The sequence below is a fragment of the Camelimonas lactis genome (genome assembly GCF_004342915.1).
Classification (GTDB): domain Bacteria; phylum Pseudomonadota; class Alphaproteobacteria; order Rhizobiales; family Beijerinckiaceae; genus Camelimonas; species Camelimonas lactis.
The window spans coordinates 121089-140632 of the sequence record NZ_SLWL01000009.1; the positions used below are offsets into that span (position 1 = coordinate 121089).

The 19544-nt window shown below is 67.8% G+C and carries 18 protein-coding genes and 1 pseudogene; 9 read left to right on the plus strand and 10 right to left on the minus strand.

Going from position 1 to position 19544, the window contains the following annotated elements; all coding sequences use genetic code 11:
- Positions 1 to 104: 104 nt before the first annotated feature.
- The 4 genes from sppA to EV666_RS11410 all read right to left on the minus strand — a co-directional run bounded on the left by sppA (position 105) and on the right by EV666_RS11410 (position 4399).
- Positions 105 to 1061, minus strand: coding sequence for a signal peptide peptidase SppA (gene sppA / locus EV666_RS11390; RefSeq protein ID WP_132007745.1), 957 nt, complete (start codon positions 1059 to 1061; stop codon positions 105 to 107).
- Positions 1062 to 1333: 272 nt separating this feature from the next.
- The gene (gene rpsA / locus EV666_RS11395) at positions 1334 to 3040 is read right to left on the minus strand and encodes a 30S ribosomal protein S1 (RefSeq protein ID WP_132007748.1); all 1707 of its coding nucleotides are present in this window, start codon (positions 3038 to 3040) and stop codon (positions 1334 to 1336) included.
- A gap of 331 nt (positions 3041 to 3371) precedes the next feature.
- Positions 3372 to 4187 carry a 2-hydroxychromene-2-carboxylate isomerase gene (locus tag EV666_RS18665; RefSeq protein ID WP_245514364.1) on the minus strand — a complete coding sequence of 272 codons (816 nt, stop codon included), beginning with the start codon at positions 4185 to 4187 and terminating at the stop codon, positions 3372 to 3374.
- An 8-nt stretch (positions 4188 to 4195) separates the two neighbouring features.
- A complete protein-coding gene (locus EV666_RS11410) occupies positions 4196 to 4399 on the minus strand; it encodes a DUF1192 domain-containing protein (protein WP_132007751.1) in 204 nt (67 codons plus the stop codon).
- A gap of 145 nt (positions 4400 to 4544) precedes the next feature.
- Between EV666_RS11410 and EV666_RS11415 the strand changes: the two genes are divergently transcribed.
- From EV666_RS11415 to EV666_RS11425, 3 genes are all read left to right on the plus strand, one after another.
- Complete coding sequence (locus tag EV666_RS11415) at positions 4545 to 5552, plus strand: NAD(P)H-quinone oxidoreductase (RefSeq protein ID WP_245514365.1); 1008 nt, start codon at positions 4545 to 4547, stop codon at positions 5550 to 5552.
- A 230-nt stretch (positions 5553 to 5782) separates the two neighbouring features.
- The gene (locus EV666_RS11420) at positions 5783 to 6514 is read left to right on the plus strand and encodes a DUF1013 domain-containing protein (RefSeq protein ID WP_132007754.1); all 732 of its coding nucleotides are present in this window, start codon (positions 5783 to 5785) and stop codon (positions 6512 to 6514) included.
- A 197-nt stretch (positions 6515 to 6711) separates the two neighbouring features.
- Positions 6712 to 7662: an aldo/keto reductase gene (locus EV666_RS11425; RefSeq protein ID WP_132007757.1), complete on the plus strand. Its 951-nt coding sequence runs from the start codon at positions 6712 to 6714 to the stop codon at positions 7660 to 7662.
- 332 nt (positions 7663 to 7994) lie between these two features.
- On the opposite strand, the gene EV666_RS11430 is transcribed toward EV666_RS11425, so the two are convergent.
- The gene (locus EV666_RS11430) at positions 7995 to 9875 is read right to left on the minus strand and encodes a propionyl-CoA synthetase (protein WP_280990837.1); all 1881 of its coding nucleotides are present in this window, start codon (positions 9873 to 9875) and stop codon (positions 7995 to 7997) included.
- A 456-nt stretch (positions 9876 to 10331) separates the two neighbouring features.
- On the opposite strand from EV666_RS11430, the gene EV666_RS11435 reads away from it, so the two are divergent.
- Complete coding sequence (locus EV666_RS11435) at positions 10332 to 11960, plus strand: acyl-CoA synthetase (RefSeq protein WP_132007763.1); 1629 nt, start codon at positions 10332 to 10334, stop codon at positions 11958 to 11960.
- Between the two features lie 334 nt (positions 11961 to 12294).
- On the opposite strand, the gene EV666_RS11440 is transcribed toward EV666_RS11435, so the two are convergent.
- Entirely contained in the window at positions 12295 to 12495 is a 201-nt protein-coding gene (locus EV666_RS11440) for a YdcH family protein (protein ID WP_132007766.1), read from the minus strand.
- Between the two features lie 380 nt (positions 12496 to 12875).
- On the opposite strand from EV666_RS11440, the gene EV666_RS18905 reads away from it, so the two are divergent.
- The 3 genes from EV666_RS18905 to EV666_RS11455 all read left to right on the plus strand — a co-directional run bounded on the left by EV666_RS18905 (position 12876) and on the right by EV666_RS11455 (position 14902).
- Positions 12876 to 13151, plus strand: coding sequence for a YdcH family protein (locus tag EV666_RS18905; RefSeq protein ID WP_132007887.1), 276 nt, complete (start codon positions 12876 to 12878; stop codon positions 13149 to 13151).
- 93 nt (positions 13152 to 13244) lie between these two features.
- Positions 13245 to 13775, plus strand: coding sequence for a 5-(carboxyamino)imidazole ribonucleotide mutase (gene purE, locus EV666_RS11450; protein ID WP_132007769.1), 531 nt, complete (start codon positions 13245 to 13247; stop codon positions 13773 to 13775).
- A gap of 59 nt (positions 13776 to 13834) precedes the next feature.
- On the plus strand, positions 13835 to 14902 hold the full coding sequence (locus EV666_RS11455; protein ID WP_132007889.1) for a 5-(carboxyamino)imidazole ribonucleotide synthase: 1068 nt from the start codon (positions 13835 to 13837) through the stop codon (positions 14900 to 14902).
- 1 nt (position 14903) lies between these two features.
- On the opposite strand, the gene EV666_RS11460 is transcribed toward EV666_RS11455, so the two are convergent.
- Positions 14904 to 15440 (minus strand): sugar O-acetyltransferase, encoded by a 537-nt coding sequence (locus EV666_RS11460; protein WP_207906400.1) that lies wholly within the window; start codon positions 15438 to 15440, stop codon positions 14904 to 14906.
- Between the two features lie 271 nt (positions 15441 to 15711).
- Here EV666_RS11460 and rpsU point away from each other — a divergent pair.
- Both rpsU and EV666_RS11470 read left to right on the plus strand, forming a co-directional pair.
- Positions 15712 to 15930 (plus strand): annotated as a pseudogene (gene rpsU / locus EV666_RS11465) (30S ribosomal protein S21); the annotation flags it as partial.
- 422 nt (positions 15931 to 16352) lie between these two features.
- The gene (locus EV666_RS11470) at positions 16353 to 17186 is read left to right on the plus strand and encodes a tetratricopeptide repeat protein (protein ID WP_132007778.1); all 834 of its coding nucleotides are present in this window, start codon (positions 16353 to 16355) and stop codon (positions 17184 to 17186) included.
- A gap of 225 nt (positions 17187 to 17411) precedes the next feature.
- Here EV666_RS11470 and EV666_RS11475 read toward each other — a convergent pair whose 3' ends face one another.
- The 3 genes from EV666_RS11475 to EV666_RS11485 form a co-directional block, all read right to left on the minus strand.
- The gene (locus tag EV666_RS11475) at positions 17412 to 17567 is read right to left on the minus strand and encodes an aa3-type cytochrome c oxidase subunit IV (RefSeq protein ID WP_132007781.1); all 156 of its coding nucleotides are present in this window, start codon (positions 17565 to 17567) and stop codon (positions 17412 to 17414) included.
- A 132-nt stretch (positions 17568 to 17699) separates the two neighbouring features.
- Positions 17700 to 19013: an ABC1 kinase family protein gene (locus EV666_RS11480; RefSeq protein ID WP_132007891.1), complete on the minus strand. Its 1314-nt coding sequence runs from the start codon at positions 19011 to 19013 to the stop codon at positions 17700 to 17702.
- An 85-nt stretch (positions 19014 to 19098) separates the two neighbouring features.
- Entirely contained in the window at positions 19099 to 19512 is a 414-nt protein-coding gene (locus EV666_RS11485) for a RidA family protein (protein WP_132007784.1), read from the minus strand.
- Positions 19513 to 19544 lie beyond the last annotated feature (32 nt).

The following is a 19544-nucleotide window of genomic DNA, read 5'->3' on the forward strand; positions in this document are numbered from 1 at the left end:
CGGCGTCAGGGAGACGGCGCGCCGTCCCGACCTGCGCCCGGGCTGTTTGCATCATCAGACGCGCGGGCCGCCCTGCCGGCGGCCCCCCGCATCCCGGAAAACTGTCATTGACCGGCCGGGCCGGTCCACAAGGCCAGCAGGCCGTCCATCTGCGCCCGGTCCAGCTGGCCGCGCTCCAGCGTGGTCGCCAGATTGCCGAAACCCGCGGCGCGGGCGATCCCGGCGCTGACGCCGGTGAGGCTGAAACCCATGCTCTGACGGCGACGCCACTCCCGCACCGGCAGATCCTTCGCCAGACCCCGGTTGGCCTCCATCCACCGCACCGCGTCCTTTTCATCGCCGGTCTGGTCGATCAGGCGCAGTTGCAGGGCCTGGCGGCCCGTGAAAATCCGCCCATCGGCCACTTCGCCGAGCGCCGGTCCCTCCAGCTTGCGACGCGCCTGCACCAGGGCCCGGAACCAGGCGTAGGAATCACCAACCACCGCCGCCATCGCCTCCTTCGCGGCGGGCGACGCCGGCTCGAACGGATTCGGCGCCGCCTTGAGCGGACTGGACTTGATCTCGTCCACCTTCACGCCAACGCGGTCAAGCAGGCCGGCGAAATTGGGAAACTGCATGATGACGCCAATGGAGCCAACCAGCGAGGTCTGCCGGGCCACGATGCGATCGGCCCCCATGGCGGCGATATAGGCGCCCGACGCCCCAAGCGTGTTGATCACCGCCACCGTCGGCTTCTTCGCCGCCAGGGCGCGGATGGCGTTGTAGACATCTTCCGAGCCGGCGACGGTGCCGCCGGGGCTGTCGATGGAGATCACCACCGCCTGGACGTTGTGGCTTTCGCCCACCTGCTTCAGCAGATCAAGGGTGGAGCGCGCGCCGGTGATCATGCCGCTGAGGCTGACCCGCGCCACATGCCGCCCGCCGGGCAACCGGTCCCGCGCCGCCGCCAGGCCAACCGCCGCCACCGCGACGATGACGGCCAGAATGGCGAGCGCCCGCCAGCCAGTCAGGCGCCGGCGCAGGGCGCGCCGGTCGGTGAGCAGTTCGGCGTTCGACAACATTTGCCAGGGCTCCACAGGTCTGCCGCTCCCGCGCGAACCGGAGCGCATGCCTCATTTGCCCGTCCCGGCGCGATCTGTCACCCAAAAAAGCGCAGAAATTACAGCGGGGGGAGGTTTTTCCTCGCTCACGATCGCCACGGCGGCGACCGCCAGCCCAGGGAACGGCCGGCGCCGCCCAAACGCGAACGGCCAGGCTGCGGGAGCCTGGCCGTCTGCGCGATCATGTCGCGACGGTCCCGAAGGCTGTCGCGACGATGTCCTGCTTCTTCGTCTTACTTCTTCTCGTTGGCGCGACGTAGCGCGGCGCCGAGAATGTCGCCAAGCGACGCGCCCGAGTCGGACGAACCGTAGTTGGCGATCGCTTCCTTCTCCTCGGCCACTTCCAGCGCCTTGATCGACAGCTGGATGCGGCGGGCCTTGCGGTCGAACTGCACGACGCGGGCGTCGACCTTCTCGCCGGCGGCGAAGCGCTCGGGGCGCTGGTCGGCGCGATCGCGGGCCAGTTCGGCGCGCTTGATGAAGGAGGTCAGGTCGCTGTCGGCGATCTTCACTTCCAGACCGCCGTCCTTGACCTCGAGCACCTCACAGGTGACCACCTGGCCGCGACGCAGTTCGCCAGCGTCAACGAAGGGGTCGCCGGCAAGCTGCTTGATGCCGAGCGAGATGCGCTCCTTGTCAACGTCGACGTCAAGAACCTGGGCGCGCACGACGTCGCCCTTCTTGAACTCTTCGATGACCTGCTCGCCAGGGCGGTTCCAGTCGAGATCCGACAGGTGAACCATGCCGTCGACTTCGCCGTCGAGACCGATGAACAGACCGAATTCGGTCTTGTTCTTGACCTCGCCCTCGACCTCGGAGCCAACCGGGTGCGCTTCGGCGAAAGCTTCCCACGGGTTCTGCAGGGTCTGCTTGAGGCCCAGCGAGATGCGGCGCTTGACCGGATCGACCTCGAGGATCTGGACGTCGACTTCCTGGCTGGTCGAAACGATCTTGCCGGGGTGGACGTTCTTCTTGGTCCACGACATTTCGGAGACGTGGATCAGGCCTTCGATGCCCGGCTCCAGTTCAACGAACGCGCCGTAGTCGGTGATGTTGGTCACGCGGCCGGTGAGGCGCGACTCAACCGGATAACGCTGGGCGATGCCCTCCCACGGATCGGCCAGCAGCTGCTTGATGCCAAGCGAGATGCGGTGCGTCTCGTGGTTGATCTTGATGATCTTGACCTGGACGTTCTGGCCGATGGTCACCACCTCGGACGGATGGTTGACGCGGCGCCACGCCATGTCGGTGACGTGCAGCAGGCCGTCGATGCCGCCGAGGTCGACGAACGCGCCGTACTCGGTGATGTTCTTGACGACGCCCTCGATGACCTGACCTTCTTCAAGGTTGGCCACCAGCTCGGAACGGGCCTCGGCGCGCGTCTCTTCCAGCACGGTGCGGCGGGAAACGACGATGTTGCCGCGACGGCGGTCCATCTTGAGGATCTGGAACGGCTGCGGCACGCCCATCAGCGGGGTGACGTCGCGAACCGGACGGATGTCAACCTGCGAACGCGGCAGGAAGGCGACGGCGCCGTCCAGATCAACGGTGTAACCGCCCTTGACCTGGTTGAAGATGACGCCCTGCACCTTCTCGTTGTTCTCGAACGCGCGCTCGAGCTTGATCCAGCTCTCTTCGCGGCGCGCCTTGTCGCGGCTGATGACGGCCTCGCCGAGCGCATTCTCGATGCGCTCCAGGTAGACCTCGACCTCGTCGCCGACGGCGAGCGGCTGGTCGCGGCCAGGACCGTTGAATTCCTTGAGCGCCACACGGCCTTCGGTCTTCAGACCGATGTCGATGACGGCGACGTCCTTCTCGATCGCAACGACCGTGCCCTTGATGACCGAGCCTTCCTGGGCTTCGGACCGGCCGAAGGATTCTTCGAGCAGCGCCGCGAAATCTTCATGCGACGGCTGGTAGGCGGAGGAAACTGAAGACATGCATGCTCCTGGAGCCCCTTGGGGCCCATGCGTCGACGGCTGGCGTTGGGTTCCGTTCCACCTGCGGCGATGCGGCCTGGAGGGCCGGATCTTCTGCCTTGCGGCAGGCCGACGCAATCAATTGAACCGCCGGCGGAAACGCACTGGCGAATGGCGAAAGCGGCGCATTCCCGGGAATGCGCCCATACCTTGCCGCCATCATGCCAGATGGGCGCTGATATACGGTAAAACGCGCCCATCCACAAGCATCGCCGCCGACACCCACCCGCCGACCCACCGACGCTGCGCGGCTTTTTGTGATTCGGGTCGCGCTCCTGACGTCGGGCCGGCCTCAGCGGTCGGCGAGGCCAAGCTCCCAGGCCAGCGCCTGCTCCAGCCGGTCATTGCCCCAGAACAGCTCGCCATCGCTGGCGATGAACGCCGGCGCGCCGAAAATGCCGGCGGCCACGGCCGCCTCCGTCTGCGCCCGCAAGGCCCGCTTCACGGCGTCGGAGCCCGCCGCCGCCAGCGCCGCCGCCAAATCCAGGCCAGCCGCAGGCGCGCCCGCCGTCCCCGCGCTGGCTGCCGCCAGCGGGGGCTCCAGGCTTGCGCTGGCTGCCGCCAACGAGGGCTCCAGGCTTGCGCTGGCCGCCGCCAGCGGAAGGCCCAGGTTTGCGCTGGCTGCCGCCAGCGGAGATTCCATGTTTGCGCTGGCTGCCGCCAGCGCCTGGCGCAACGCCGCCTCCGACAGGCCAAGCCCCTGCTCGAACTCCGCGGCGAACAGCGCCACGGTGAACGCCGGCAGCGCCGCTTCCGGCAGGGCGAGGGCGAGGCGCGCCGCCTGCAACGAGTTTTGTGGAAAGGGCTGCGGCCGCGTCAGGGCGAGGCCGAGCCCATCGGCCAGCCGGGCCACGTCGCGCCAGGCGTAGGCCCCCTTGGCCGGATAGACGTTGAAGGGCGAGTCGTTCCAGCCGCTGGCGGCGAAGATCGGCCCCAGCAGGAACGGCTTCCATTGCAGCGCCACCCCGGCGTCCCGCGCCGCCGCCTGGATGCGCCGGGCGGCGATCCACGAATAATTGCTGGCGAAATCATACCAGAATTGCAGGCGGGGCTGATGGCCGCTCCGCGCTTCAGGGCGCGGCGATTTTGCGTCGGGCGACTGGCTCATCTCCGCCCTCAGAGCTTGAAAACGGAAGCGGCGGCCTCACGCGAGGCCGTCTTGCCGGCCCGCGTCTGCTCCAGCCGGGCGATCTCGGCGTGGAGCAGGGCGATGCGCTCGTCCAGCTCATGCAGTGACAACGTCGACAGGTCCTGTCCGATCTGGTGCTCCAGCTGCTGGCCGGGCCGGCTGCGGGGCTCATCCCCGAACGGATCGCTCATCTCGCCCTCCTCACACGCTCCGGAAGCCGCCATTGTCCGGCGGCGGCGTTTGCAACAAGGTAGCCCCAGCCACAGGCCGGGTCGATGGTTGATTCCCCTGTCGCCCATACGGCCTTGCCCGCCGCAGCTTTACGGAGCCTTCCGCATGTCAACGCCCGATGTCCCGCCGAAAACCATGAACGCCGTCGAAATCACCACGCCGGGCGGCCCGGACGTCCTGAAGCTGACGCAGCGCCCGGTCCCGACGCCGGGCGCCGGCGAAATCCTGGTGCGGGTGACGGCCGCGGGCGTCAACCGGCCGGATGTGCTCCAGCGCGCCGGCGGCTATCCGCCGCCGCCCGGCGCCTCCGACCTGCCGGGCCTGGAGATCGCCGGCGAGGTCGTGGCGGCCGGCGACGGCGCCAGCCGTTTTCCTGTCGGCGCCCGGGTTTGCGCGCTCGTCGCCGGCGGCGGCTACGCGGAATACGCCGTCGTGCACGAGAGCAACGCCCTGCCCGTCCCCGCTGGCTTCAGCGACATTGAGGCGGCGGCGCTGCCGGAAACCTTCTTCACGGTCTGGACCAATGTGTTCGAGCGCGGCGGCCTTGTCGCCGGCGAAACCCTGCTGGTGCATGGCGGAACATCCGGCATCGGCACCACGGCCATCATGCTGGCGAAAGCCTTCGGGGCGAAGGTGTTCGCCACCGCCGGAACCGATGAGAAATGCGCGGAGTGCCTGCGCCTCGGCGCTGATCTCGCCATCAACTATCGCACCCAGGATTTCGCGAAGGAGGTGAAGTCGGCCACCGGCGGCGGCGGCGTCGAGGTCATTCTCGACATGGTCGGCGGCGACTACATCCAGAAGAACTACGAGGCCGCCGCCATGGACGGGCGCATCGTCCAGATCGCCTTCCTCAACGGCCCGAAGGCCACGGTGGACTTCACGCGGCTGATGATGAAGCGGCTAACCCACACCGGCTCCACCCTGCGCGCCCGCCCGGTGGCGGCCAAGGCGTCGATCGCCCGGGCGCTGGAGGAAAAGGTGTGGCCGCTGCTGGCGGCCAAAACCATCCGCCCGGTGATCCACGCCCGGTTTCCGCTGGCGGAGGCGGCCGCGGCGCACGCCCTGATGGAATCCAGCGCCCATGTGGGCAAGATCGTGCTGGTTCCCTGATCCGGCTTCACTTTTACGCCGGGCGCCGGCAGGAAACCCGGGAACGGGGCGCGGACATCATTGCGCTCCGGCCCGCCGGGGTTTATATCTGTCACGTTCCCCTCCCGTTCTGATTTTCGTATCCACGCGATACGCGCTCCGGCCGAAAGCCGGGTCGGAGCACAGGAGGAGTTTGCTTTTTTCCGTTCTCCGCGCGCGGCGCGTCGAGAACCCATCGGAGGAATTGATTCATGTCCGCCGGACCGCTGATGCCGAAAGCCACCGCCATCTGGCTGGTGGACAACACCTCCCTGACCTTTGAGCAGATCGGCGACTTCTGCAAGCTGCACCCGCTTGAGGTGAAGGGCATCGCCGACGGCGAAGTCGCCGCCGGCATCAAGGGCCTCGATCCGGTGACGGGCGGCCAGCTCGCCCGCGAGGAAATCGAGAAGGGCCAGAAGAACCCTGACTACCGCCTCAAGCTGCAGGAATCGCGCGTGCGTCTGCCGGAGGTGAAGCGGTCGCGTGGTCCGCGCTACACGCCGGTGTCGCGTCGCCACGACCGCCCCAACGCCATCCTGTGGCTGCTGCGCAACCACCCGGAGCTGAAGGACGCGCAGATCATGCGCCTGGTCGGCACCACCAAGAACACCATCCAGCAGATCCGCGAGCGGACCCACTGGAACATGGCCTCGCTCAGCCCGATGGACCCGGTGACCCTGGGCCTCGCTTCGCAGATCGACCTGGACCTGGAAGTGAGCAAGGCGGCCAAGGACCGGCCGCCATCCATGGACGAAGGCGGCCAGACCCTGCTGCCGGCGGAAGTCACCACCGCCGCGCCGGAAAGCCCGTTTGGCGGCAATCCGTTCGGCGAGATCAAGCCGCCGCGCCGCGAGGAAGAGAAAATCGACGTCGGCTCGGTGTTCTCGAAGCTGGGCGGCGCCTCGAAGCGCGGCCATGACGAGGACGACGACGACCTCTGAGGCCCGGTTCAGGGCTGCAGGGATAACGGCAAAATGGCCGGGCGACTTGCCCGGCCATTTTTCATTTCAAAGACCCGGCGCCTTTCAACTTGCGGAGAAACGGCTGTTCCCGGTTGCGCCGCGCGCCGGCGTTGTCCACCCTGCCCGCCATGACTTGCGCGGCCACGCGGCGCAGCCAACCGGCAGGGAGACGTTTCATGGAAAAGCGGGAACTGGGTCGTTCGGGCATTCACGTTCCGCCGCTGTGCTTCGGCGGCAATGTCTTTGGCTGGACCGCGGACGCCACCACCTCTTTCGCCCTGCTCGACGGGCTGCGTGAAGCGGGCCTCAATTTCATCGACACGGCGGACGTCTATTCGGTCTGGGCGCCTGGTCATGTGGGCGGGGAATCGGAGACGGTGATCGGCGACTGGCTGGCGGCGCGCGGCGGTCGCGACAAAATGATCATCGCCACCAAGGTCGGGGCCGAGCTGGCGCCGGACAAAAAGGGCCTGAAGCGGGCGTGGATCGAAAAGGCCGTCGAGGATTCCCTGCGCCGCCTGCGCACCGATTACATCGACCTCTACCAGTCGCATTTCGACGATCCGGACACGCCGGTGGAAGAGCCGCTGGAGGCCTACGCCGCGTTGATCCAGGCCGGCAAGGTGCGGGCCATCGGCGCCTCCAATTTTTCGGCGGAGCGCCTGGCTGCGGCGCTGGCCGCCAGCGGCCGGGGCCTGCCCCGCTACGAGACGTTTCAGCCGGAATACAATCTCTATGCGCGCGACAGCTATGAGGGCCCGTTGCAGGAGCTGTGCGCCGCCCAGGGGCTCGGCGTCATTCCGTATTTCGCCCTCGCCGCCGGCTTTCTCACCGGCAAATATCGCTCGGAGGCGGATTTTGGCAAAAGCGCCCGGGGCGCCCGGTCAATCCAGAAATATCTCAACCCGCGCGGCCTGCGCATCCTCGATGCGCTCGACGCCGTCGCCGCCCGCCATGACGCCACCCCCGCCCGCATCGCCCTGGCCTGGCTGATGGCGCGACCAACCATCACCGCGCCCATCGCCAGCGCCACCAGCCTGAGCCAGTTGCAGGAACTGGTCGCCGCGTCGCAATTGCGGCTCACCGCCCCCGACCTGCGCGACCTCGACGCCGCCAGCGCCGCCTGAGGTTGCCAGGGGGCCAGGGGGTCCAAGAGGTCCAAGAGGTCCAAGGGCCCCATGGGGCGGTGATCCGGCCATGCCCCGGCCGTGATCCGGCGCAGCCCCCCGCCCCCTGTCTGACAGGCGACGCCCGGGGGCGTGTCGGGTTTTCACGGCTTGCAGACGCGAAATGGCCGGAACAGGTCCGGCCATTCAAGCAACCCCCGCTTCTTGGCGCCTCCCCAGCAGAGGCCCGGCGACAGCGGCAAGGCAAAACAACCGCGACCTCGCCCCGGAGCCTGCCCCAGTTTCGCGCCCCAGTTTCGCGCCCCTGTCTCGGCGCCCCAGTTTCTCGCGCCTCAGCCGCGCGTTTTGCCGAGGGCGTCGGCCACTTCATCCAGCACCGTCGCGTCCTCGATGGTCGCCGGCATGGTCCACGCCTCGTCGTCGGCGATCTTTTTCATCGTGCCGCGCAGGATCTTGCCGGAGCGCGTCTTTGGCAGCCGCCCGACCGTGACCACGGTCTTGAACGCCGCGACCGGGCCGATCTTCTCGCGCACCAGCGCCACCACTTCCTTCTCGATATCGATCGGGCTCTGGCTGACGCCGCTTTTCAGCACGATGAAGCCACAGGGAATCTCGCCCTTGATGGCGTCCTTCACGCCAATCACCGCGCACTCGGCCACCGCCGGATGCATGGCGATCACCTCTTCCATGCCGCCGGTGGACAGCCGGTGGCCAGCGACATTGATGATGTCGTCGGTGCGGCCCATGACAAAGATATAGCCATCCGCATCGATGAACCCGGCGTCGCCCGTGCGGTAGTAGCCAGGGAAATCCTCCAGATAGCTGGAGCGGAACCGCGCCTCGTCACGCCACAGGTCCGGCAGGCAGCCCGGCGCCAGCGGCAATTTGATCGCCACTGAGCCCATGGTCCCCGCCGGAACCTGCTTGCCGGCCTCGTCCAGGATCTGCACGTCGTAGCCCGGCATCGGCACGCCGGTTGAGCCATACTTGACCGGCAGCTGGCCAAGCCCCACCGGATTGCCGGCGATGGCCCAGCCGGTTTCCGTCTGCCACCAGTGGTCGATCACCGGAACCTTCAGAACCTTCTCGGCCCACTGGATGGTTTCCGGGTCAGCGCGCTCGCCGGCGAGAAACAGGGTGCGGAAGTCCTTCAGATCGTATTTGGCGATCAGCTTGCCCTCGGGGTCCTCCTTGCGGATGGCGCGCAACGCCGTCGGCGCGGTGAACAGCGCCTTCACCCCGTGCTCGGAGATTACCCGCCAGAACGCCCCGGCGTCGGGCGTGCTCACCGGCTTGCCCTCATACAGCACGCTGGTCGCGCCATAGACGAGCGGCGCATAGACGATATAGCTGTGCCCGACGACCCAGCCCACGTCCGAAGCGGTCCAGAACACCTCGCCCGGCCGGATGCCGTAAAGCCCCTTCATCGACCAGTTGAGGGCGACCAGATAGCCGCCGGTGTCGCGCACCACGCCCTTGGGCTTGCCAGTCGTGCCGGAGGTATAGAGCACGTAGAGCGGCGCTGTGGCGTCCACCGCCACGCAGTCGACGGACTTTCCGGCGGCGCGGGCCCTGTCCACCAGCGTCGCCCAGTCGTGGTCGCGGCCCTTGCACAGTTTCGCTTCGGCTTGCGGACGTTGCAGGATCACGCAGGCGCCAGGTTTCGCCTCCGACATCTCCAGCGCGTCGTCCAGCAGCGGCTTGTAGGGCACGATGCGCGCCCCTTCGATCCCGCACGATGCGGCGAGAACCACCTTGGGCTTGACGTCGGCGATGCGCGTCGCCAGCTCGCGGGCGGAAAAGCCGCCGAACACCACCGAATGGATGGCCCCAAGCCGGGCGCAGGCCAGCATCGCGAACGCCGCCTCGGGAACCATCGGCATGTAAATGACCACCCGGTCGCCCTTGCCGACGCCCAGATCGTGCAGCACGGCGGCGAGCAGCGTGACTTCCGCCAGCAGGCCATTGTAGGAAATCACCCGTTTCGCGCCGGTGACCGGGCTGTCATAGATGATCGCCGGCTGGGAGCCGCGACCGCGCTCCACGTGGCGGTCCACCGCATTATAGCAGGCGTTCAGGCGCCCGCCCTCGAACCAGCGGCCATAGACGCCGGCGGATGCATCAAAAATCTTGGCCGGCCGCCGCATCCAGTCGATGCCCTGCGCCGCTTCCTTCCAGAATTCCTCCGGGTTGCGCATGGCGCGTTCCCGGATGCTGAAATAGCTGCTGGCGTTCGCTGCTGGCGCGCCCGCGGCCCCCGACTTCTGGATCACGTTGTTCCTCAGGGTTGGAGCGCGCGCCAACGCAACGCGCCCTGGGTAACGATGCGGCGGCGCCGGAAGGCAGGACATGAAGCCCATGGCCAGCCGGCGTCAGCCGCACGGTCGCCCGCGCCCGCAGCGTGTTTCCGACCTCCCGGAGCCCGTCTGTACCGGGCGTGACCGGCGTCGCCGCTGGCGCGAACCACCCCGATCATATCGCCAGCCGTGCGCCAGCGCACCCTCAACCTGTGCATGACGCCCCCCAGGATCAGGGCGAGACGCCTGGCGGCGATGATCCGCGCCTTGCACCGGAAAACATTTTTCCGTTTCGACCTTCGCCGGATTGCCAGCGCGCGCCGAAAGGTGTCCATTCCGCCAGAAAACGCTGCCTTCCGGAGACCTGCTGCCATGACGTCGATGTACGCTCGCGATCTCGACCGCGTTCCGGCGAATTTCCAGCCGCTGACGCCGCTGACCTATCTGGCGCGGGCCGCGGCGACATTCCCGGATCACACCGCCGTCATCCATGGCGGCCTGCGCCGCAGTTACCGCGAGCTTTACGCCCGCAGCCGCCGCCTCGCCTCGGCCCTGCGCCAGGCCGGCGTCGGCCGCCTCGACACCGTCTCGGTGATGCTGACCAACACGCCCGAAATGGTGGAGTGCCACTACGGCGTCCCCATGTGCGGCGCGGTGCTCAACACCCTCAACACGCGCCTCGACGCCGCCATCCTCGCCTTCACGCTGGACCACGCGGAAACGAAGGTGCTGATCACCGACCGCGAATTTTCCGCGGTGGTGAAGGAGGCGCTGCAACTGGCGAAGGTTTCGCCGCTGGTCATCGACGTCGATGACCCGGAGTTCGACGGACGCGGCGACCGTCTTGGGCCGCAGGACTATGAGGCGTTCATCGGCGCTGGCGACGCGGATTTCTCCTGGGCCCACCCGGATGACGAATGGGACGCCATCTCGCTCAACTACACCTCCGGCACCACTGGCGATCCCAAGGGCGTCGTCTATCACCACCGTGGCGCGGCGCTGCTGGCCATGGGCAACGTCATCAGCTGCGGCATGCAGAAGCATCCAGTGTATCTGTGGACGCTGCCGATGTTCCATTGCAACGGCTGGTGCTTCCCGTGGACGGTGTCGGTCGTGGCCGGAACCCATGTCTGCCTGCGTCAGGTGCGCGCCGGCGCCATTTACGCCGCCATCGCCGATCACGGCGTCACCCATCTGTGCGGCGCGCCGATCGTCATGGCCACCCTGCTGAATGCGCCCGACGATGAGAAGCGCGCCTTCAGCCACAAGGTGTCCTTCACCACCGCCGCCGCGCCGCCGCCCGAGGCGGTGCTGGCCGGCATGGCCGCCGCCGGCTTCGAGGTCACCCACGTCTATGGCCTCACCGAGAGCTACGGCCCCGCCGTCGTCAATGAATGGCATGAAGAATGGAACGCCCTGCCGGCGGCGGAGCAGGCGGCGAAGAAATCCCGCCAGGGCGTGCCCTATCCGGTGCTGGACGGCCTCGCGGTGCTGCATCCCGACACCATGGAGCCCATGCCCGCCGATGGCGAAAGCCTCGGCGAGGTGATGATGCGCGGCAACGTCATCATGAAGGGTTATCTGAAGAACCCGGCGGCCACGCAGAAGGCCTTCGCCGGCGGCTGGTTCCACACGGGCGATCTCGGCGTCATGCATGCCGACGGATACATCCAGCTCAAGGATCGCTCCAAGGACATCATCATCTCCGGCGGCGAGAACATTTCGTCGATCGAGGTGGAGGACGCGCTCTACAAGCACCCGGCCGTCGCCAGCGTCGCCGTGGTGGCGAAGCCTGACGACAAATGGGGCGAGACCCCCTGCGCCTTCGTCGAGCTGAAGCCGGGCAAGACGGCGACGGTGGAGGAACTGCTGGACTGGTGCCGCCAGAACCTGGCCCGCTACAAGGTTCCCCGGACCATTGTCTTCGCCGAGATCCCGAAGACCTCAACCGGCAAGCTGCAAAAATTCCAGCTGCGCGAGAAAGCCCGCAACCTGCCGTAACAGCGAAACCCGGCGGGAGCCTCACGGCAAGCGGCCGGACCAGGCGCGGCCACCGGTCGCCAGATAGTCAGGCCCCAAGGTCGTCGAGGCGCCGGCCAATGGCCAGCCCCCGGCCGCCGCATCACACCGCATGCGCTGCGCGGCCACGTCCCTGCGCAGCCTGGGCGCGAGAACCTGCTTCGCGCCAACCGGGCAATAAAAAAGGGCGCGGCGCTGTCCGCCGAACCCCAGACTTGAAAGATCACCAAAACCCGACGCGATGCTTGCGCGGCGTTCCTGTCGGCCCATATGTCTGGCCCATTTGCGAACCGGCCGCGACAGCGCGGCGGGCCTGCTAGTGCAGGGAGGACGCCGCAAGCGGAGCATCCACCTGCTGGCGCAAGCGCGTGATCTCGTCCTTCAGTTGCAGCTTTTTCCGCTTGAGCTCGCTGAGGGCGACATCAGGCGTCGCAGGTTGCCTCCGTGCGACTTCCAGTTCCCGTTCGACAGCGCGATGACGCTTTTCCAGTTCGGACAGATGGGACTGCACGCTCATGGCGTATCCTTTCGTCGTTGCGGACGACGGAAGTGTGACATGCTGAAGATGGCCATTGGAAGGCCCCCCGTTCGGGCGACTGGATACATCGATCTGCGGGCTCCATCCCTGAGCGCATTGCGACGCGGGACAGTTTCGTGGCGTTTCCCCCGGTTCGCGCCCGGCCCGTTTGCGGATCGCGACAGGCGCGCCCAAACCGGCGACGCGGCGCATCACGAGATTGTGACATCTTGCTCTCCAGGACGCTGGACCGCATAATCCGGGATGGAAAATCTGCCCGGCGCGACAGCATGAAACCTGCCTCGCCCCAAGCTGGCGCTTGCCTGCAGCTTGCCCGCCAGCTCCGTCACCAATGCCCGCAGTAACGATCTGGATGCATGATGATCGAGTCCAACGAGCCAGGCTCCGAACCCGCGGCGCTCGCCCTTGCCGGCCGGGCCGCGAACGCCGCCACGGAGGACCTCGCTGACCGGCTCGGCGCCGAGCTGGCGCGCCTGCGCCAGGAGCACCGCGACCTCGACGCGGCCATCGTCGCCCTGAGCGAAGCCGGCAGCGTCGACCTGCTGCAGCTGCAACGGCTGAAAAAGCGCAAACTCCTGCTGAAGGACCGCATCCGGCGTCTGCAGGATGAACTCACCCCCGACATCATCGCCTGACGGTTCGCCCCCGCCGCAAGACCGTTCGCCTGAAAAGACTTGCGCGCCGCCCTGCCTCCCGATAACAGCCCTTTTTCTGCGTGAGAGATTTTAATGGCCAGAAGCACGGGCGACAGGTCCCCGAAAAAGGGCGCTGACGCGACGGTTCCCGTCGCCATCATCATGGGCAGCCAGTCCGACTGGGCGACCATGCGACACGCCTCGGAAACGCTGGCGGCGCTGGGCGTCGACCATGAAAGCCGCATCGTTTCGGCCCACCGCACCCCGGAGCGTCTTTATGACTTCGCCCGCGGCGCCCGCGACGCCGGCTTCAGGGTCATCATCGCCGGCGCTGGCGGCGCCGCCCACCTGCCTGGCATGACGGCCGCGCTGACGCCCCTGCCCGTGTTCGGCGTGCCAGTCGAATCAAAGACCCTCTCCGGCCAGGACAGCCTGCTCTCCATCGTGCAAATGCCGGGCGGCGTGCCGGTCGGCGCCCTGGCCATCGGCAAGGCCGGCGCCATCAACGCCGCATTGCTCGCCGCCGCCGTGCTCGCCCTGAATGACGCCGCCCTCGCCGACCGCCTGGACGCGTGGCGCGCCAGCCAGACCGCCAGCGTCGCGCAATTCCCCACGGACGACTGACACCCGCCCCCTGACAGCGGCCGTGCGCGACGGCGCGCACCGGAGAGACCTGAAACGTGATGCTGCAACCAGGCGCAACCATTGGCATTCTTGGCGGCGGCCAGCTCGGCCGGATGATGGCCATCGCCGCCGCCGGCTACGGTCTGAAGGCATGCGTTTATTGCCCGGACGCCGGCAGTCCGGCCTTCGAGGTCGCCGCCAGCCACATCCAGGCCGCCTGGGACGACGAGGCGGCGCTCGCGGATTTCTGCGCCCGCGTTGATGTCATCACCTATGAATTCGAGAACATCCCGGCCGCGACCGTCGCCTTCCTGATGGCGCGCAAGCCCCTGGCTCCCGGCCTGAAAGCGCTGGAAACCTCGCAGGACCGGCTGGCGGAAAAAACCTTCGTCGCCAGCCTTGGCGTCGGCGTGGCGCCGTTCGCCCGCGTCGATGGCGTCGCCGACCTTGAGGCCGCGCTGGAAAAACTGGGCCGGCCGGCGATCCTGAAAACCCGCCGCTTCGGTTATGACGGCAAGGGCCAGGTCCGTATCAACGACGGCGACAGCGCCGCCGCCGCTTTCGCCGCCATCGGCCAGGCGCCGGCGATTCTCGAGGGCTTCGTGCCGTTCGATCGCGAGATTTCCGTGATCTCGGCCCGCAGCGCCACAGGCGAATTCGCCGCCTTCGACGTCTGCGAGAACGTTCACCGTCACCATATCCTCGACGTCACCACCGTCCCCGCCGCGGTTCCAGGACCGTTGCGGCAGAAGGCCGTCGCCGCCGCGCGCGCCATCGCCGACGCGCTGGAATATGTCGGCGTGCTGACCGTCGAAATGTTCGTGCTGGCCGATGGCGAGACGCTGCTGGTCAACGAGACCGCGCCGCGGGTGCACAATTCCGGCCACTGGACCATCGAAGGCGCCCGCACCTCCCAGTTCCAGCAGCATGTCCGCGCCGTCTGTGGCTGGCCGCTGGGCGACACCTCGCGGCTGGGCCGGGCGACCATGACCAATCTGATCGGCGACGATATCGACGCCTGGCGGGCAATCCTGGCCGAGCCAGGCGCCAGCCTCCACCTCTATGGCAAGGCTGAAGCCCGCCCGGGCCGCAAGATGGGCCACGTCACCCGGATCCTGCCGGAATAGGTCACTCCGGCAGCCTGACAGGTCGCGCCGGATTGCCGACCACCGTGACGCCGGCGGCCACGTCGCGCGTCACCACCGCGCCCGCGCCGATGATGGCCCCGTCGCCAACAGTGACGCCGGGGGTGATGATCGCCCCGCCACCGATCCAGACATCGGCGCCAATGCGCACCGGCCGGCCGAATTCGATTCCCCTGGCCCGGCTCGCCGCGTCGCGCGGATGATCCGCCGCATAGATCTGCACCATGGGGCCGATCTGCGTGCGCGCGCCGATCGCCACGGAGCACACGTCCAGAATGACACAGTTGAAGTTCAGGAAAACGCCGTCGGCCAGCGTGATATTGAAGCCATAGTCGCAGTGAAATGGCGGCCGCACCACGGCCCCGGCTCCCACGCCGCCCAGCCGCTCGGCCAGCAGGGCCCGGCGCGCCTCCGGCGACGCCGCCAGGGCGGCGTTGTAGCGCGCCAGCCAGGCGAATGTCGCCCCAGCCTCGGCCTGCAATTCCGCATCGCCCGGGTCGTAGGGGTCGCCGGCCAGCATTTTCTGTTTCTCGCTGCGCTGCGTCACGGCCGGCTCCTCTTCCCGCCAGGTCGCTCCGGCCATAAACAGGCGCCGCGGCGATTTCGTGTCGGCCGGCAGCGGCGTGAGACGCTGATTCAGCCGTTGCCCGCAAGCGGCTCCAGAAACGCGCAAACGCATCATGCTCTATGGACACGATGGCGGTTATCTGGTACCGCAAGCCTAACGGAGCCATATATCGTTCGCTCCGAACGGTGGCCTTTTTTCAATTCAAACCTTGGGACGATTTCGCGTGCAGGTACTTGTCCGTGACAACAACGTCGACCAGGCCCTCCGGGCCCTGAAGAAGAAGCTGCAGCGGGAAGGCGTTTTCCGCGAGATGAAGCTTCGCGACCATTACGAGAAGCCCTCCGAGAAGCGCGCCCGCGAAAAGGCTGAAGCCGTCCGCCGCGCCCGCAAGCTGGCCCGCAAGAAGCTGCAGCGCGAAGGCCTGCTGCCGATGAAGGCGCGCGCCAGCCGCTAAGGCCCGCCAGCCACGGCCCTGGCGCCGTGGTTTCGCGTGTCTGCGGCGGTTCGCCGAAGGGCCTGGCGGTTTGGGCGACGTCCGCCCATGAACGCCGGTCTGACATTCAGGCAATGCGCAGACGCGTCTGACGGCCCCACGGGGCCGTTTGTCGTTTCTGGGCTGCTGTCTCGCGAAGTCGGCGCCGGTTTGTTAACCAGCATCCATCATATGCTGGAAACGGCCTGACCTGGACCGGTGCGGCGCGGCCACGCCACGCTGTCAGCGCGCGCCTGGCGGGCGCCTGGTTCAACGTTCGCCACAAGCTTGCCCAGATTGGCTGCATGGACAATGAACCAGCTTTCAGTTTGGGTCGCCGGCGGCAAGCGTCGCCAGCCGTATCTGTTCGGGGGATCGCCGTGCCACTGTCCATGTCCAGACCAGCCGTCGCGGCCCTGTCCGCCGCTGCGCTCGCCCTTGCCCTTGCGGCCTGCGGCGAAACCGTCAATCCGCAGCGTTCGACCAATATCGCCGAGGTCGTGAACCAGGACCCGGCGGTGACCGGCGCCAACATCGGCTCCCTGAGCGAAGCCATTCGCGCCAATCCCAACGACGCCCGCGCCTACAACACCCGCGGCGCCGCCTACGCCCGCACCGGCAACTATCGCAAGGCGATCGACGACTTCAACCAGGCCATCCGCCTCGATCCGAACGACGCGGCCGCCTATAACAATCGCGGCCTCGCCCACCGCCAGACCGGCAACAGCCAGGCGGCGGCGCAGGATTTCTCCAGCGCCATCACCGCCAACCCGAACTATGCGCCGGCCTACATCGCCCGGGCCAACCTGCGCCGCGCCCAGAACGACCTCACCGGCGCCCTGTCCGATCTCGACAACGCCATCCGCCTGAACCCTGAATCGGCGGAAGCGCGGCATTCGCGCGGCCTCGTTTACCAGCGCCAGGGCAGCCACGCTCAGGCGGTGCAGGACTTCAGCTCGGCCGTCGACCGCAATCCGTTCGTCGCGGCGCCCTATGCGGCGCGCGGCCAGAGCGAGCTGGCGCTGGGGCGCAATGACAAGGCGCTGGAGGATTTCAACGCCGCGCTCAACGTCAACAACAAGCTGGCCGACGCCTGGGCCGGCCGCGGCCTCGCCCAGGAAAAGCTGGGCAACGTCCAGGAGGCGCGCAGCTCCTTCAACAGCGCCCTCGGCGTCGATCCCAACAACGAGATCGCCCGCGCCGCGCTGCGTCGTCTCGGCAGCTGAGTCTGACCCGGCGGCGGCCTGCGTGGTCGCGGATCGCGCGCCGCCGCGACCCGGCGCAGGGCGCAGCCTCCAGAGGCCTGCGCCGGTTTTTCCGGTCTGCGGCGCGTCTTTTCCAGTCTGCGGCGCGCCCTGGGCGCCGCAAACAAAAATGCCCGGCTCCTCACGGAGCCGGGCATTTTTATATGGATAAGGTCTCGCGCGGCCAGGCCGCGGGTCCTGCGCGCTTCAGAGCAGGAACCAGGCCATCAGCACCAGAATCAGGATGATGGCGCCGATGCCCCACTTGGAGCCCTTGAGGAAGCCCGCATAGGTGTTCTCATGCGCCGGATAGTCCATGTCCGGATGTCCGCCCGTCGTGACGGCGTTCGAATGGTTCGCCATGTTGCTGGTTTTCCCCGATTGAGAGCGTTTCGTTATCGTGCGGCCGTCCACGCGGCGGCGGACGCAAAAACTCAATGCTGATCTAGCCGAAGCGCGGGCGGCTTGCAAATGGCTGTTGCATGAGGCGCGCCCTCAGCACAGGCCCGCCTGCGCCAGGGCGGCTCCCTGACGCTCCGCCAGCCCCTCCCTGGTGAATCCGGCGATGGTCTGCGCGAACAGCCGGTGGAAATTCAGCCGGGCGTCGAGGTGCAGGAACACCGCTCCCAGCCCCACCGCCGCCCGGTCCATGAAGACGAATTCGCGTGGAATCCGCAGCGGCCCGAGCCGCCGCAACGCCTGATGCACCTGAAACGCCTCGCGTCGCCCGTAGGCGCCGGGCGCGACGCCATCCGCGATCGTGCGCTCCCGGTCATCGAGCAGCGGCCCATAGATGAAGCGCGCCCAGACATTGAGCACCGCGATCACATCGGCGTTCAGATTGGCGAAGCCCCAGGTTTCATAGGCATGGGCGATCTGATCGGCGCGGTCGTGCAGCAGTCCCTCGTACAGGTCGACGACGCCGCCAACGAACCGCGGCGAAAACACCCGGACGCAACCGTAGTCGAGCAGATTGACGCCCGCCGGGTCCCCCGACCCGTCGGTGAACACCGTATAGTTTCCAGGGTGCGGGTCGCCGTGAATGACGCCAAACCGGCCGAACGGCCGCCACCAAGCCGCGAACATGGCGCGGGCCAGCCGGTTGCGCGTCTCCTGCGGCTCATCGCGCCGCTCCAGCATCGGCCCGCCGTCGAGCCAGGTGAGGGTCAGCAGCCGCCCGGTCGACAACGTGGGCCGGGCGCGCGGCGTGCGCACCTCGGCCACATCGGCGAGCATGTGGTTGTAGAGCGCCACATGCTTCGCCTCGCGCACATAATCCAGCTCTTCGCGCAAACGTTCGGCCAGCTCCACGGCGATGTCGCGGGTATCAATCGCCGCGCCCATGCGCCGGTGCAGCGCCAACGCCACGTCGAGCTGTTTCAGATCGGCGGCGACAGCCGACTGCATGTCCGGATATTGCAGCTTGCAGGCGAGGCTCTCGCCATCGAGGCTGCGGGCCCGGTGCACCTGGCCGAGGGAGGCGGCCGCCGCCGGAGTGAGGTCGAAATCAGCGAAGCGTTCGCGCCAGCCGGCGCCCAGCTCGGCCATCATCCGCCGCCGCACGAAGGCCGGCCCCATGGGCGGCGCCTGCGACTGCAATTTCTGGAACTCCGCCGCATATTCCGGCGGAACCAGATCGGGAATGGCGGCGACCAGTTGCGCCACCTTCATCAGCGGCCCCTTCAGCCCGCCCAGCGCCCCGGCCAGCGCCACCGCTTCGGCCGCCGGATCACCGCCGCGCAGCCGCGCCCCGGCCACGCGCGCCGCCGCGCCGCCAAGCCCGGCGCCGACGCGGGCATAACGCGCCATGCGCGCGCCGAAGCGGTTGCCTTCCCTGTCCTGCTCGCCGCTCACCCTCGTCCTTTCCGTAACCCTGGGCTCTTCCCCGCCCGCCTTACGGCAGCACGGCTTCCGCCTCGATTTCCACCCGCGCCGCAGGATCGAGCAGCGCCGTCACCCCAACGATGGTCATGGCGGGGAAATGCCGGCCAAGCGATGCGCCCCAGGCAGCGCCCACCGCGGCGCCGTGGGCGTTGAAGTCGCCAATTTGCGTCAGATACGCGCGCAGCGAGACGATGTGCTCCGCCTTGCCGCCCGCCGCCTGCACCACCGCCACGACATTGGCCAGCGCCTGGGTGAACTGCGCGCCGAAATCAGCGTCCGGCGCCACATGCTGCGCGCCGGGAGCAACCCCGGTCTGGCCGGCGACGCGCAGCACGCGCCCGCCCGTGGTCACCACGCCCTGGGCATAGCCGCGCGGACGCGGCCAGCCTTCCGGCAAAACCGCCGTGAAACCGATGTCCGACATATGTTTCCTCCCGTTTGTCGTTGCGCGTTTGT

Bases quoted from the DNA above. Each gene is read 5' to 3' on its own strand.
- EV666_RS11455 (WP_132007889.1), top strand. From the start codon at position 13,835: ATGCTGCAACCAGGCGCAACCATTGGCATTCTTGGCGGCGGCCAGCTC.
- EV666_RS11470 (WP_132007778.1), top strand. From the start codon at position 16,353: ATGTCCAGACCAGCCGTCGCGGCCCTGTCCGCCGCTGCGCTCGCCCTT.
- EV666_RS11420 (WP_132007754.1), top strand. From the start codon at position 5,783: ATGTCCGCCGGACCGCTGATGCCGAAAGCCACCGCCATCTGGCTGGTG.
- EV666_RS11485 (WP_132007784.1), bottom strand. From the start codon at position 19,512: ATGTCGGACATCGGTTTCACGGCGGTTTTGCCGGAAGGCTGGCCGCGT.
- EV666_RS11440 (WP_132007766.1), bottom strand. From the start codon at position 12,495: ATGAGCGTGCAGTCCCATCTGTCCGAACTGGAAAAGCGTCATCGCGCT.
- EV666_RS11475 (WP_132007781.1), bottom strand. From the start codon at position 17,567: ATGGCGAACCATTCGAACGCCGTCACGACGGGCGGACATCCGGACATG.
- EV666_RS11480 (WP_132007891.1), bottom strand. From the start codon at position 19,013: ATGGCGCGTTATGCCCGCGTCGGCGCCGGGCTTGGCGGCGCGGCGGCG.
- sppA (WP_132007745.1), bottom strand. From the start codon at position 1,061: ATGTTGTCGAACGCCGAACTGCTCACCGACCGGCGCGCCCTGCGCCGG.
- purE (WP_132007769.1), top strand. From the start codon at position 13,245: ATGGCCAGAAGCACGGGCGACAGGTCCCCGAAAAAGGGCGCTGACGCG.
- EV666_RS11460 (WP_207906400.1), bottom strand. From the start codon at position 15,440: ATGCTGGCCGGCGACCCCTACGACCCGGGCGATGCGGAATTGCAGGCC.
- EV666_RS11435 (WP_132007763.1), top strand. From the start codon at position 10,332: ATGACGTCGATGTACGCTCGCGATCTCGACCGCGTTCCGGCGAATTTC.
- EV666_RS11425 (WP_132007757.1), top strand. From the start codon at position 6,712: ATGGAAAAGCGGGAACTGGGTCGTTCGGGCATTCACGTTCCGCCGCTG.
- EV666_RS11415 (WP_245514365.1), top strand. From the start codon at position 4,545: ATGTCAACGCCCGATGTCCCGCCGAAAACCATGAACGCCGTCGAAATC.
- EV666_RS11410 (WP_132007751.1), bottom strand. From the start codon at position 4,399: ATGAGCGATCCGTTCGGGGATGAGCCCCGCAGCCGGCCCGGCCAGCAG.
- EV666_RS18665 (WP_245514364.1), bottom strand. From the start codon at position 4,187: ATGAGCCAGTCGCCCGACGCAAAATCGCCGCGCCCTGAAGCGCGGAGC.
- rpsA (WP_132007748.1), bottom strand. From the start codon at position 3,040: ATGTCTTCAGTTTCCTCCGCCTACCAGCCGTCGCATGAAGATTTCGCG.
- EV666_RS18905 (WP_132007887.1), top strand. From the start codon at position 12,876: ATGATCGAGTCCAACGAGCCAGGCTCCGAACCCGCGGCGCTCGCCCTT.